This window comes from Kitasatospora sp. NPDC056731, assembly GCF_040687675.1.
Lineage (GTDB): Bacteria > Actinomycetota > Actinomycetes > Streptomycetales > Streptomycetaceae > Kitasatospora.
On record NZ_JBFBNR010000003.1, the window covers coordinates 196630 to 209627 of the forward strand.

At 74.6% G+C, this 12998-nt stretch carries 10 protein-coding genes and 2 pseudogenes; 10 read left to right on the forward strand and 2 right to left on the reverse strand.

The genetic code is table 11. The features are described from left to right. Positions 1–145 precede the first annotated feature (145 nt). The 10 genes and pseudogenes from AB0R04_RS05000 to AB0R04_RS05045 all read left to right on the forward strand — a co-directional run bounded on the left by AB0R04_RS05000 (position 146) and on the right by AB0R04_RS05045 (position 10777). The gene (locus AB0R04_RS05000; protein WP_363368269.1) at positions 146–1147 is read left to right on the forward strand and encodes an MBL fold metallo-hydrolase; all 1002 of its coding nucleotides are present in this window, start codon (positions 146–148) and stop codon (positions 1145–1147) included. 16 nt (positions 1148–1163) lie between these two features. Next, positions 1164–1739: pseudogene (locus AB0R04_RS05005) on the forward strand (molybdenum cofactor guanylyltransferase); the annotation flags it as partial. A gap of 101 nt (positions 1740–1840) precedes the next feature. Next, a pseudogene (locus AB0R04_RS05010) lies at positions 1841–2122 on the forward strand (DUF6457 domain-containing protein); the annotation flags it as partial. Then, on the forward strand, positions 2119–3372 hold the full coding sequence (locus AB0R04_RS05015) for a molybdopterin molybdotransferase MoeA (protein WP_363368271.1): 1254 nt from the start codon (positions 2119–2121) through the stop codon (positions 3370–3372). The pseudogene AB0R04_RS05010 and the gene AB0R04_RS05015, both read left to right, overlap by 4 nt. Positions 3373–3421: 49 nt before the next feature. Beyond that, positions 3422–4468: a potassium channel family protein gene (locus tag AB0R04_RS05020; protein ID WP_363368273.1), complete on the forward strand. Its 1047-nt coding sequence runs from the start codon at positions 3422–3424 to the stop codon at positions 4466–4468. A 47-nt stretch (positions 4469–4515) separates the two neighbouring features. Then, positions 4516–5493: an NAD(P)H-quinone oxidoreductase gene (locus AB0R04_RS05025; RefSeq protein ID WP_363368275.1), complete on the forward strand. Its 978-nt coding sequence runs from the start codon at positions 4516–4518 to the stop codon at positions 5491–5493. 134 nt (positions 5494–5627) lie between these two features. Then, positions 5628–6335 (forward strand): hypothetical protein, encoded by a 708-nt coding sequence (locus tag AB0R04_RS05030; RefSeq protein WP_363368277.1) that lies wholly within the window; start codon positions 5628–5630, stop codon positions 6333–6335. Between the two features lie 198 nt (positions 6336–6533). After that, positions 6534–7145: a bacterial proteasome activator family protein gene (locus tag AB0R04_RS05035; RefSeq protein WP_208869088.1), complete on the forward strand. Its 612-nt coding sequence runs from the start codon at positions 6534–6536 to the stop codon at positions 7143–7145. A 257-nt stretch (positions 7146–7402) separates the two neighbouring features. After that, the gene (locus tag AB0R04_RS05040; protein ID WP_363368279.1) at positions 7403–8872 is read left to right on the forward strand and encodes a protein kinase; all 1470 of its coding nucleotides are present in this window, start codon (positions 7403–7405) and stop codon (positions 8870–8872) included. A gap of 264 nt (positions 8873–9136) precedes the next feature. Next, on the forward strand, positions 9137–10777 hold the full coding sequence (locus AB0R04_RS05045) for a protein kinase (RefSeq protein ID WP_363368388.1): 1641 nt from the start codon (positions 9137–9139) through the stop codon (positions 10775–10777). A 20-nt stretch (positions 10778–10797) separates the two neighbouring features. Here the strand turns inward: AB0R04_RS05045 and AB0R04_RS05050 are convergent, their stop codons facing one another. Together AB0R04_RS05050 and AB0R04_RS05055 are read right to left on the reverse strand one after the other, a co-directional pair. Further along, positions 10798–11898, reverse strand: a complete 1101-nt coding sequence (locus tag AB0R04_RS05050; RefSeq protein WP_079135737.1) for a phosphotransferase — start codon at positions 11896–11898, stop codon at positions 10798–10800. A gap of 67 nt (positions 11899–11965) precedes the next feature. After that, complete coding sequence (locus AB0R04_RS05055; protein ID WP_063348500.1) at positions 11966–12625, reverse strand: response regulator transcription factor; 660 nt, start codon at positions 12623–12625, stop codon at positions 11966–11968. Positions 12626–12998 lie beyond the last annotated feature (373 nt).

Here is a 12998-nt window from a genome sequence, read left to right on the forward strand (position 1 = left end):
AGGCCAAGGCGCCGGCCGTCCGGACCGCGATGTGACCTGAGCCGGAAGGCGCGCCCTGCCGGGCGCGCCTTCCGCGCAATCCGACACCGGTACTCCCATGCTGTAGGGCGCAGGAAGTCCGACCGCCGACCAGAGGGAGCAGCCAGTGACGTCGTCCCCGCCCGAGGAGGGCGCCGGCGCGGAGCGCACGGCCGCCGAGGCCGCCGCCCCGGACCACGAGCGGCCCGCCCGCCCGCTGGAGGTCGCCGTCTTCACCGGCCCCGAATCGGCCTTCTTCGCCACCTCCGCCCTGATCCTCGGCGAGCGGACCGCGATCCTGGTCGACGCCCAGCTCACCCGCAGCGCCGGCCGCGAACTCGCCGAATGGGTCGCCGGCAAGGGCCGCCGACTGCTCGCCATCGTCGTCACCCACCACCACCCCGACCACTACTTCGGCGCCGAGGAGGTGTTGAAGCTCTTCCCCGACGCCCGGCTGCTGGCCGCGCCCGCCGTGGTCGACGGCATCCGGCGCACCGCCGCCGCCAAGGTCGCCCAGTGGAAGCCGGTCTACGGCGACGACATCCCGGACCACCCGCTGATCCCCGCCCCGCTGCTGCCGCAGCCCCTCATGCTCGACCGCCAGGTCATCCCCGTGCTGCTGCTCGGCCAGGCCGACTGCGGCGACTCGACGGTCGTCCACGTGCCGAGCATCCGGACGGTGATCGCCGGGGACTTCGCCTACAACGGCACCCACGTCTGGACGGCCGACACCACCCCGGCCCAGCGCACCACCTGGGGCCACAACCTCGGCCGGATCGCCGACCTCGGCGTGGACCGGGTCATCGCCGGCCACCGTGCCCCCGACCAGGGCGACGACGCCGCCCGGGTGCTCGCCTTCACCGGCGAGTACCTCCAGGACTTCGACCGGCTGCTGGCCGTGCACCCGGACGACCCGGAGGCACTGGTCACCGCGATGAACGAGCGGTACGGGGAGCTGACGCTGCCGGCCATCCTGGAACTGGGCGCCGCCGCCAACACCGCCCGGGCGGCGCGAGGGGGCGAGATCGTCGAGGCGGAGATCGTCGAGGACGACATCATCGAGGCGGAGATCGTCGAGGACGAGATCACCGAGGAGCGCATGGAGCCCGGGAAGGGCGAAGCCGAGTAGGGCGGATACTGGCCGCATGACGCCCTACGACGTGATCGTCCCGGCCGGCGGGGCCGCCCGTCGCCTCGGCGGGGCCGACAAACCCGGGCTGACCGTGGGCGAGACCACCCTGCTCGACCGGGTGCTCGCCGCCTGCGCGGGCGCCCGCACCACCGTCGTGGTCGGCCCCGGCCGGCCGACCGCGCGCACCGGCGTCCGCTGGACCAGGGAGCAACCGCCGGGCGGCGGGCCGGTCGCCGCCGTCGCCGCTGGACTCGACCTGGTCACCGCGCCGACCGTGCTGCTGCTCGCCGCCGACCTGCCGTTCCTGGACCGGCGGACCGTCGACCGGCTGGTCACCGCCCTCGCCGAGGCCGGCCCGGACGTCGACGCCGCCGTCCTGGTCGACGCCGGCGGGCGCGACCAGCCGCTCGCCGCCGCCTACCGCACCGCCCCGCTGCGCATCGCGCTGGCCGCCCTCGGCGATCCGGCCGGCCTCCCGCTGCGCCGCCTCACCGGTGCTCTCGCCCGGCAGTTGGTGGCCGACACCGACAACGTCGCCTACGACTGCGACACCTGGGAGGACCTCGAACAGGCCCGGGAGCGCGACCGGTCGTAGGGGCGCCCTCGGGTCCGTGTGCACGGCCCGCGCGGGCGTCCGTGCGGGAAACGACGCGCGCCGCACACGGGGCGAACACTCCGGGGAAACCGCCGATCAGGCAGCATGGGCGCATGGAGCGCACGCTGGAAGACTGGATCGCCGAGGTCAGGGCCGACCTGGGCATCGACCTGGACGTCGACGTCCGGGGACTGCTCGACCTCGCCCGGGTGGTCGCGCACGGGGTGGCCCGCCCGGCCGCGCCGCTGACCGCCTTTCTGATCGGCTACGCGGCCGCCCAGCAGGGCGGCGGGCCGGAGGCCGTGGCCGAGGCCGCCCGGCGGACCGCCGCGCTCGCCGAGCGCTGGAGCGCCGCCGCCGGGCCGGGCGAGCCGTGAGCGCCGTCGGGCAGACCACCGTGGCCGCCCCGTCGACCGGTCCCGGCGTGCTGAGCTGGGCGCAGGCCCGCGAGGCCGCCCGCCGGGCCGGGCTGCGCCCGCTGCCGGCGGTCGGGCTGCCGCTCGCCGAGGCGCTCGGCCGCACCCTCGCCGAGCCGCTCACCGCGCTGACCGACCTGCCCGCCTTCGACACCTCCGCGATGGACGGCTGGGCGGTCGCCGGGCCGGGCCCCTGGCGGGTCGCCGGGCGGGTGCTGGCCGGCCGGGCGGCGTCCGCGCCGTTGGCTGACGGCGCCGCCGTCGAGATCGCCACCGGCGCCCAACTGCCGCCGGGCGCCACCGCCGTCCTGCGCCGTGAGCACGGCCGCACGGACGGCACGTTGCTGCACGACTGCGGCCACCAATCGCTGACCACCGGTCAGGACGTTCGCCCGCGTGGCCAGGAGTGCCGCCGCGGCGAGGCGTTGCTGCCCGGTGGCGTCCCGGTCGGCCCGGCCGTGCTCGGCCTGGCCGCCGCCTGCGGTCACGACCGGCTCGCCGTGCGTCGTCGCCCGGTGGTCGAACTGCTCGTCCTCGGCGATGAGTTGCTCGCCTCGGGCGTCCCCGGTCCGGGCCTGGTCCGGGACGCGCTCGGGCCGCTGCTGCCGCCCTGGCTGCGGGCGGCCAGTGCCGAGGTGGCCGAAGTGCGGTCCGTCCGGGACGACTTCGGGCTGCTCCGGGACGCGCTGCGGCACTCCACCGCCGACATCGTGGTCACCACCGGCGGAACGGCGGCCGGCCCGGTCGACTTCCTGCACCGGGCCCTCACCGAGGCCGGCGCCCGACTGCTGGTGGACGGCGTGGCCGTCCGCCCCGGACACCCGATGCTGCTGGCCGAACTCCCGTCGGCCGCATCCCCGTCGGCCGGCCCCGCCGGGGGCGGACTTCCGGGCGGGCGGCACCTGGTGGGGCTGCCCGGCAACCCGCTGGCCGCCGTCGCCGGGACGGTCACCCTCGCCCTGCCGCTGCTGCACGCCCGCAGCGGGCGGTCCGCCGTCACCCCGGTCCTCGCACCCACCGCCGTCGGCCTGCCCGGGCACCCGGTGGACACCCGGCTGCTGCCCGTCCGGCACACCGCCGACGGCGTCGTCCCACTCGCCTTCGACGGGCCCGCGATGCTGCGCGGCCTCGCCCGGGCCGAGGCGCTGGCCGTGGTCCCGCCCGGCGGCGCGGCGGCCGGCGCACCCGTCGAACTGCTGGAGGCACCGTGAACGGGCCCACCGGGGCGTGCGCGTCCCACGACAGCCGGGAGGCGACCGCATGAGCAGGCTGCGGGGTGCGCCCGCCCCGGGGACCGAGCCGTGGTCGGACGCTGGGATCGTGCTGCCCGCCCGGCGGAGCGCGCCGGCCGTCCGGCAGGTCGGCTCCCGGCTGCTGGTGGCGCTCGCCGTCCTGGTCGCCACGACGCTGATCGTCTACGTCGACCGGGACGGCTACAACGACAACGCGGGCGGCGGGGTCAGCTTCCTGGACGCGGCGTACTACGCCACCGTGACGCTGTCCACCACCGGGTACGGCGACATCACCCCGTACAGCGACGGCGCCCGGCTCACCAACATCTTCGTGATCACCCCGCTGCGCGTGGTGTTCCTGATCATCCTGGTCGGGACCACGCTGGAGGTGCTCACCGAACGAACCCGCCAGCAGTGGCGGTTGAACCGCTGGAGGTCCACCGTGCGCGAGCACACCGTCGTCATCGGGTACGGCACCAAGGGCCGCAGCGCCGTCGACACCCTGCTCGGGCAGGGCGTGAAGAAGGACGAGATCGTCGTCGTCGACCCGCAGCGCAAGGTGATCGACCAGGCCGCCCGGCACGGGCTGGTCGGCGTGGTCGGCGACGCCACCCGCACCGACACGCTGCTGCGGGCCGAGGTGCCCACCGCCGCCCGGGTGGTGATCGCGCCGGAACGGGACGACACCGCCGTCCTGGTCACGCTGACGGCGCGCCAGCTGAACAAGGGCGCCACCGTGGTCGCGGCCGTCCGGGAGGACGAGAACGCCCCGCTGCTGCGGCAGAGCGGCGCCGACGTCGTCGTCACCAGCTCCAGTTCGGCCGGGCGGCTGCTCGGCCTGTCGATGCTCAGCCCGCACGCCGGCGCGGTGATGGAGGACCTGCTCACCTACGGCAACGGCCTGGACGTGGTCGAGCGCCCCGTCACCCGGGCCGAGGCCGGGCACAGCCCGCGCGCGTGCGAGGACCTGGTGGTCGCGGTGGTCCGCGGCCGGCGGGTGCTCAACTACACCGAGCCCGAGGCCGCCGTGCTCCAGCTCACCGACCGGGTGATCGTGATCAAGTCGACCGGCTGACGCGGGCCTTGCCCCCTCCTCGCCGTGACGCGCAGTAGGTTCGGGGCATGTATGCGATGACGATTCCCGTACCCGGCGGTCCCGAGGCCCTCGTGTGGGCGGAGGTGCCCGACCCGGTGCCCGGCGAGGGCGAGGTCCTGGTCGAGGTGGCGGCCACCGCCGTCAACCGCGCCGACCTGCTCCAGCGGCAGGGCCACTACAACCCGCCGCCCGGCGCCTCGCCCTACCCCGGGCTGGAGTGCGCCGGGCGGATCGCCGCCCTCGGCCCGGGCGTGTCCGGCTGGGCGGTCGGCGACGAGGTGTGCGCGCTGCTGTCCGGCGGCGGGTACGCGCAGCTCGTCGCGGTGCCGACCGGACAACTGCTGCCGCTGCCCAAGGGCCTGGGCTTCGAGGAGGCCGCCGCGCTGCCCGAGGTCGCCTGCACGGTGTGGTCCAACGTGTTCCTCACCGCCCACCTGCGGCCCGGCGAGACGGTGCTGCTGCACGGCGGCGCGAGCGGCATCGGGACCATGGCGATCCAGCTGGCCAAGGCGGTCGGCGCGCGGGTCGCGGTGACCGCGGGCAGCGCCGGGAAGCTGGCCCGGTGCGTCGAACTCGGTGCCGACATCGCGATCGACTACCGCGAGCAGGACTTCGTCGAGGCGGTCAGGGAGGCCACCGGCGGGGCCGGGGTGGACGTGATCCTGGACATCATGGGCGCCAAGTACCTGCAGCGGAACGTGGACGCGCTGGCCGTCAACGGGCGGCTGGTGATCATCGGGCTGCAGGGCGGTGTGAAGGGCGAGCTCGACCTCAACGCGCTGCTGCGCAAGCGCGCCGCGGTGATCGCCACCAATCTGCGCGGGCGCCCGCTGGCGGAGAAGGCGGCGATCGTGGCGGCGGTGCGCGAGCACGTGTGGCCGCTGGTGGAGTCCGGGGTGGTGAAGCCGGTGATCGACCGGGTGCTGCCGCTGACCGACGCCGGCGACGGGCACCGGGCGCTGGAGGCGGGGGAGCAGGTCGGCAAGGTCGTGCTGCGGGCCTGATCCGGGTCCGCGGGGCTGCGGTCAGAGGCGGAACATCCGAAATGCCCTGATCGTCGGATTGTGTGAGGCTGGTTCGGAGCTGTCCCGCCGCCGACCCCGCCGCGCGCGGTCGGCCGTCGGAAGGACCTCCGACCGTGGCCGCACCAACGCACCTCCTCGGGCCGCTGCCCGCCGCGCCGCACCACCGTCGTACCCGCCGTACCGGCCCGGGCCGGGCCCAGCGACTGATCGCGGCGGCCGTGCTCGGGCTCACGCTCCCGCTGGCCGCCGCTTCGGCGGCCGCCGCCGTCGGGCCGGCGTCGTCGTCGCCGCCCCCGTTCACCGCTGAGCCCGCCGCCGTGGGCGGGCCGGAGCCAGAGGCCGTTCCGGCGGTCGGGCCGCCGCAGCACCCGCGCCCCGGCCGGGGCGACGCCCGGGTGTACCGGCGCTGGGCGGTGTGGGCGCCCGAGCGCGCCGACACCGCCCCGGAGCGGGCGCCGGACCGGGCTCCCGAGCAGATCCCCGGGCAGGCTCCCGGGCAGGCCGCTGCGCAGGTTCCCGAGCGGAACCCCGACCAGGTTCCTGACCGGAGCACCGGGCAGGACGGTGCGGGGGACCAGCCCGAGGCCGACCAGGGCGCCTCGGACGCGGCGGACGCCGCCGCTGCACCGAACGCCGCCGCACCGAACGCCGCCGCACCGGACGCCGCCGCCGCGACCGCCCAGGCCATCGCCGCCGCCGTCCCCGCCGTCCTGCCCGCCCGCTGGCGGGACGCCTCGACCGTCCAGTTCCCGCTGGGCGCGGGGCTGGGGTTGATCGGCTGCGGCCTGGGGTTGATCGGGTTGCGGCTACGCCGGGGCTGAGTCGCGGGGCGGGGGCGGCGGGGGAGGTTCCGTGAGGGGTGTGTGCACGCCCCAGGGGGGCCGGGGCGGGCCGGGAGCTGAGTATCCGTACGGATTCCGGGGCGGCGCCCGGGGGCGTACCGTCGTCAGCGGTGGCTCAGGACGGCGGTTGTACGGGGGCTTCCGCCCGACCAACCCCAGTGAGAGAGAATGTTGTTCATGACGAATCCGATGAACGAGCGCTCGTTTCAGCAGCCATTCCAGGCCGCGGGCGGGCAGTCGCAGGACGGCCAGAAGGTGCTGATCGTCGGACCGGACGGGCTGCCCGTGGGCCAGGGGTTCGCCGGCTCGGCGGGGGACGAGGACGAGGGCGACCTGCCGCGTGAGCTCCCGGTGACCGAGATGGTCGAGCAGCCCGCGAAGGTCATGCGCATCGGCAGCATGATCAAGCAGCTGCTGGAGGAGGTCCGGGCGGCGCCCCTCGACGAGGCCAGCCGGGCCCGGCTGAAGGACATCCACGCCAGCTCGATCAAGGAGCTGGAGCTCGGTCTGGCCCCCGAGCTGGTCGCCGAGCTGGAGCGGCTGTCGCTGCCCTTCAACGAGGACATCATTCCGACCGAGGCGGAGCTGCGGATCGCCCAGGCCCAGCTGGTCGGCTGGCTGGAGGGCCTGTTCCACGGGATCCAGACCGCGCTGTTCGCCCAGCAGATGGCGGCGCGGGCCCAGCTGGAGCAGATGCGGCGGGCGCTGCCGCCCGGTCTGCACGGCGGCGAGCTGGACGAGGACGAGCCGGGCCAGGGCCGCGGCATCCGTTCCGGCCCGTACCTGTAACGGGCCGCCGACACCGGACGTACCACGACGGTCCGCCCCGGGCCGGGGCGCCGTCCGGCGGCGCCGGCGGTCCGGGGGCAGGACCGGCCCTGGACCGATCACCGTCGGCGTCAGCCGATACCCTGACCCCTGTCGCAGGCCGGTCGTACCGCCGCGGCAGGGGTCCGCCAGGCCCGCGGGCCCGGCCCACCACGCACGGACGAGACCGAACGTCACGGTCGCGGCGCCACGGCCGCGCCGAGGGGGAGCAGAGGACCATGAGCGAGCACGGCAACGCGGCGGTCGGAGGCTCCTCCCTGGGCAACGGCCGCTATGTGCTGCAGCGGCTGCTGGGCGAGGGCGGCATGGCCTCGGTGCACCTCGCGTACGACAGCGTGCTGGACCGGCAGGTCGCGCTGAAGAGCATGCACAACGAGCTGGGCCGGGACGCCTCGTTCAAGGAGCGGTTCCGCCGCGAGGCGCAGGCGGTGGCCCGGCTGGAGCACCCGAACATCGTCACGGTGTACGACAGCGGCGAGGACGTCGCGCCGGACGGCTCCAGCACCCCGTACATCGTCATGCAGCTGGTGGACGGCAAGGGCCTGCGCGAGGCGATCAACGAGGCGGTCGCCCAGTACGGCGCGATGCCGACCGAGGAGGCCCTGCGGGTCATCGTCGGCGTGCTGAACGCGCTGGAGGCCTCGCACGACATGTCCCTGGTGCACCGCGACATCAAGCCCGGCAACGTCATGTTCGACCGCAAGGGCAACATCAAGGTCATGGACTTCGGCATCGCCCGGGCGCTGGAACCGGGCGCCACGTCGATGACACAGACCGGCATGGTGGTCGGCACCCCGCAGTACCTGTCGCCCGAGCAGGCGCTCGGCAAGCCGGTGGACGCCCGCTCCGACCTCTACTCGGTCGGCGTGATGCTCTTCGAGATGCTCACCGGGCAGCTGGTCTTCGACGGCGACTCGGCGTTCTCGATCGCCTACAAGCACGTCCAGGAGGAGCCGCCGGCGCCGTCCACCCTCAACCGGTCGGTCACCCCGGCGGTGGACGCCTTCGTCGCCCAGGCGCTGCGCAAGGACCCGGCGCACCGGTTCCAGAGCGCGGCGGCGATGCGGGACGAGGCGGAGCGGCTGATCGCGGCCGCGAAGGGCGGCGGCAGCGGGCACCCGTTGCAGGCCAGCACGCCGCTGGTGATCAACGAGGGGCCGCGCTCGGTGCACGCGGCGCCGCAGGCCCCGCAGACCCCGCACCCTCAGTACCCGCAGCAGGCTCCGCCGCAGCAGCCGCAGTACCGGACGCCGCCGCCGGCCTTCCAGCCGCCGCGTCCGCAGGGGCCGCAGACCCCGCACCCCCAGTACCTCCAGCAGGCTCCGCCGCAGCAGCCGCAGTACCGGACCCCGCCGCCGGCCTTCCAACCGCCGCGTCCGCAGGGGCCGCACACGCCGCACCCCCAGTACCTGCAGCAGGCCCCGCCGCAGCGGGCGCACACCCCGCCGCCGCAGCCGATGCCGCCGTACCAGCAGCCGAAGGCGCCCAGCGGCGGCGGCTGCTCGACGGCCGCGGTCGTCATCGCGATCATCGTCGGCGTGCTCGTGCTGGCCGGCATCATCATCGCGATCGTGGTCAACAAGGCGCAGGACAACAAGACGAAGACCAAGACCGGGCACACCACCGGTGAGCGGCCCGCAGTGGTGCTGGTGGTTGACCTCCCGGTCGACCGGAATGGCCTGCTCTGACGCTTTCCGGCCGGTTCGGGCGTGCCACGGGCCCGCGCCGGAGGCGGTAGCGTTCGGGGATACGAAGCGACAGGGCACCGCGATCCGAGCGAACGCCCGGGGCGAGGAGCGATGGCACAGACGCAGCAGCCGGATGACGGAACGGGTGCCGGAGCTGACGGCCGGACCGGCGGGACGCCGAGGATGCCCGGACCCGGCAACGACGCCGCGACCAGCGCGTTTCCCCCGGTCGGGCCCGGCGGCCCGCAGACCCCCGGCCGCGGCATGGCCGCGCCGCTGGGCACGGTCGGCGACGGCCGCTACCGGCTGACCTACCGGCTCGGCCGCGGCGGCATGGCCGAGGTGTTCGCGGCCGAGGACGTACGGCTGGGCCGGACGGTCGCGGTCAAGCTGCTCCGCGGCGAGCTGGCCCAGGACGACATCGCCCGGCTGCGGTTCACCCGCGAGGCACACGCCGTCGCGGGGCTCAACCACCACTCGATCGTCGCGGTCTACGACACCGGCGAGGAGTACGCCGGGGACGAGTCCACGCCGTACATCGTGATGGAGCTGGTCGAGGGCCGGACCGTCCGCGAGCTGCTGGTGGACGAGGACGCGCCGCCGGTCGACCAGGCGCTGATCATCATCGCCGGGGTGCTGGAGGCGCTGGCCTACAGCCACCGCAACGGCATCGTCCACCGGGACATCAAGCCCGCCAACGTGATCATCACGACCGCGGGCGCCGTCAAGGTGATGGACTTCGGCATCGCCCGGGCGCTGACCGGCACGGCCAGCACCATGACCCAGACCGGCATGGTCATGGGCACCCCGCAGTACCTCTCGCCCGAGCAGGCCCTCGGCAAGCCCGTCGACCACCGCTCCGACCTGTACGCGGCCGGCTGCATGTTGTACGAACTGCTGGCGCTGCGCCCGCCGTTCACCGGCGACACCCCGCTCTCGGTGGTCTACCAGCACGTCCAGGACATGCCGGTGCCGCCCTCGCAGGCCAACGGCCGGGTGCCGGTCGGGCTGGACCAGCTGGTGCTGCGATCGCTGGCCAAGAACCCGGACGACCGCTTCCAGGACGCCGACGAGTTCCGCGCGCACCTCCAGCACGCGCTGCGCGAGATGCACGGCGCGGGCGGCGCGGGCTGGGCCGGCGCGACGGCCGGGCTGGCCGCCGCGGGGCAGGGGAACACCGACGCCACCCAGGTGATCCGGCCCGACCAGACCGCGGCCACCGCGGCCTTCGGCGCGATCGGCCCCGGCGACCAGACCTCGGTGCTGCCCTACCAGGGGATGGGGGGCCCGGGCGGCCCGCACACCCCGTCGACGCCCTACCCGGGGGCCGGCGGCCCCTACGGTGGCGACGACGACGGCGGCTCCGGCCGTCGGCGCGGGCCGTGGGCCTGGGTGGCCGGCGCCGTGGCCGTGCTGCTCGCGGCCGGGGTCGGCATGGCGTTCGCGTTCAGCGGCAACGAACCCGGGAACTCGCACATCGTGCCGCCGACGCCGCTCCCGGCGGTCAGCACGACCGAGCCCAGCACGCCGCCCCAGAGCGGCTCGCAGAGCCCGCCCGCGTCCAACACCGGCAGCCGGCGCCCGACGCAGCCGACCGAGAACGGCAGCAACGGCGGCAGCTACAACAACGGTGGCAGCGGCGGCAACAACAACGGCAACAACAACGGCAACAACAACATGTCGCCGTCGCCGGGTTCGGGCAAGCACTCGACGACCCCGTCGCCCAGCCAGACCCCCAGCCACACTCCGCCCCCCACCACGGCGCCCGGCACGCCCAGCACGGCGGCGACCACCCCGAGCACGGGGGGCAACGGCAGCACGGGGGCGCCCACGCCGCCGCCGGTGACCAAGTCGAACCCGCCGGCCACCCAGCCGCCGGCGACCCAGCCGCCGGCGACGCCCTGATCGGGCCGGGCTGACACCGGTCAGTTGGCGAAGGCGTCCAGGACCTGTTCGTACTCCTGGCACCACCACGTCAACTGGCCGGCCGAGGCGGGGTAGAGCGGGTCGGCCCGGTGGTCGGCCCGCTGGTAGCGCCACTGGAGCATCCAGAAGTCGTTCAGCCGCTCCCACCAGACCCGGTGGACGGCGGCGGCCAGGTGTTCGGCGGTGGCGGCCCCGGTGGCCCGGTAGGACTGCGAGTAATGGCGGACCCGCACCAGGTCGAGGGTGCCGGACGCCCGGTCGTTGAAGAGCAGCGTGGCGGCGCGGACGGCCTCCTCGGCGCGCGGCTGCGGGCCGAGCTTGTCCCAGTCCAGGACGGCCGCGACCGGGCCGCCGTCGGGGCCGTCGCCGTACAGCAGGTTGAGTCCGTGGAAGTCGCCGTGGGTCCAGCCGGTGGGCGGGGCGGTCTGCGGGGCGGGGCGGCGGTGGGCGTGTTCGGCGAGCAGTTCCAGCCGTTCGGTGAGCCGCCGTTCGACCAGCGCGTCCAGGTCGCCGTACGGGCGGTGGTCGCGGGCGTGGCGCCGCAGGTCGCGGGCGAGGTCGGCGCTGTCGAGGGGGTCGGCGGTGCGGTAGCCGGGGGGCTGTTCGAAGGGGGCGCACACGTCGTCGAGCGCGCCGTGCAGTCGGCCGAGCAGCGCGCCGAGCGCGTCGCACTGCGGCGGGGAGAGGTCGGTACCGTGCCGGTGTCGGCCATCCACCCAGGGGAACAGCGCGAACAGCCGGCCGCCGTAGCCGGCCACCGTGCCGGCTCGTTCGGCGCAGGTCAGCGGGGGTGCGACGGGAAGTCCGAGGGCCTGGAGCCCGGCCATCGCCCGGTGGTGGGCGACGATCTTCGGGCGGCTGGCGGTGGCGGCGTCGACGTAGCACTTCAGGAAGTACGCGCCGGTCTCGGTGGTGACCCGGTAGCCGCGGTTCAGCAGGCCTTCGGCGACCGGTTCGGCGGTCAGCAGCCCCCCCACCCGGTAGCGGCCCAGGACCTCGGCGAGTGCGGCGCGCGGGACGGGCGGACTGAGGGTCCCTATCGGCGGCGCGGAGAGGTCGGGGCGGGCCGGGGAACAGGAGAGGGTCTGGCTGAAAGTCACAGCCAGAGGTTAGGGCCCCCGTGCGGGGGCCCTTGACAAGTCGTCAGTTCTGTGATCGCTGTTCTGATCAGTGCTGCTGGTCCGCCTGGTGCCGTGCCACGAAGGCCGCTGCCTGGGTGCGTCGCTCCATGCCCATCTTGGCGAGCAGACTGGAGACGTAGTTCTTCACCGTCTTCTCGGCCAGGTGCAACTCGTTGCCGATCTGACGGTTGGTCATCCCCTCGCCGATCAGATCGAGGATCCGGCGCTCCTGCTTGGTGAGTTGCGCCAGCCGCTCGTCCTCCTTCTCGCCGCCGTCGCGCAGCCGGGCCAGCACCCGGCTGGTGGCGACCTGGTCGAGCAGCGACTTGCCGGCCGCGACGTCCCGGACGGCGGTGATCAGATCGGTGCCGCGGATCGCCTTCAGGACGTAGCCGGACGCGCCCGCCATGATCGAGTCGAACAGCGCCTCGTCGTCCGAGAACGAGGTCAGCATCAGGCACTTGATCTCCGGCATCCGGGACCGGATCTCCCGGCAGACCTCGACCCCGTTGCCGTCCGGCAGCCGGACGTCGAGCACCGCGACATCGGGGTGGACCGCCGGGATCCGGGTGAGCGCCTCGGCGGCGGTGCCGGCCTCGCCGACCACCTCGATGTCGTCCTCGACCGAGAGCAGATCGTGCACGCCCCGCCGGACAACCTCGTGATCGTCGAGCAGGAACACCCTGATTTGTCCGTTATCAGTCACGTCCAAAGCCTCCCATATCACCGTACGGAAGACCTATCGTCCCTGGTGCCGCCGCCAGGTGGTCCGGCCGGGGCGGTCCAAAACCGATACCGAGAACCCCCTTACGTACGGGCCCGCGCCCGGATAACGTGCGCTGGTGTCCTGAAGGCGCCCGAATTGAGAGCTGCGTCACGCGGTCCGTCACCCCCACCCTTCCGACGGCGCGCTGCCCGCGGCACCCTCGGGGTTGTAAGCCCTGAACAAGTAGGACGTCCTAGCGCAAGCGCGCCAAGGGCGGACGCTGGGTAACGTTCTCGTGAGGGACGCCGTCGGAACAGGAACACCACCTGCCCCGCAGTAGGAGCGCACACCCACGCGCGCCCCGCGAGGCGGT

Excerpts from the sequence above, each read along its gene's own strand:
- AB0R04_RS05040 (WP_363368279.1), top strand. The coding sequence starts at position 7,403 with ATGAGCGAGCACGGCAACGCGGCGGTCGGAGGCTCCTCCCTGGGCAAC.
- AB0R04_RS05020 (WP_363368273.1), top strand. The coding sequence starts at position 3,422 with ATGAGCAGGCTGCGGGGTGCGCCCGCCCCGGGGACCGAGCCGTGGTCG.
- AB0R04_RS05045 (WP_363368388.1), top strand. The coding sequence starts at position 9,137 with ATGGCCGCGCCGCTGGGCACGGTCGGCGACGGCCGCTACCGGCTGACC.
- AB0R04_RS05035 (WP_208869088.1), top strand. The coding sequence starts at position 6,534 with ATGACGAATCCGATGAACGAGCGCTCGTTTCAGCAGCCATTCCAGGCC.
- AB0R04_RS05025 (WP_363368275.1), top strand. The coding sequence starts at position 4,516 with ATGTATGCGATGACGATTCCCGTACCCGGCGGTCCCGAGGCCCTCGTG.